We start from the raw sequence: 255 nt of genomic DNA, 5'->3' as shown, positions 1-255 counted from the left end.
GGAGAACTGAAACATCTAAGTACCCGGAGGAGAAGAAAACAAAAGTGATTCCGTTAGTAGTGGCGAGCGAACGCGGATTAGCCCAAACCAATATTGTTACGGCAATATTGGGGTTGTAGGACCACAATATTCAAAATAAATTGAATTAGAATACTTTGGAAAGAGTAACCATAGAGGGTGATAGTCCTGTATAAGTAAGATTTATAGCGATAGTGGTATCCTGAGTAGTGCGGGGCACGTGAAACCCTGTATGAA

General features: G+C 41.2%; 1 rRNA gene. It reads left to right on the top strand.

Features of this window, described 5'->3' with window-relative positions:
* Positions 1-255, top strand: a 23S ribosomal RNA gene (locus LG651_RS15890); the annotation flags it as partial.

This window comes from Neotamlana sargassicola, assembly GCF_020523965.1.
Lineage (GTDB): Bacteria > Bacteroidota > Bacteroidia > Flavobacteriales > Flavobacteriaceae > Neotamlana > Neotamlana sargassicola.
Note: the sequence above shows the minus strand (reverse complement) of the source record. Positions and strands in the feature narration are given on the sequence as shown.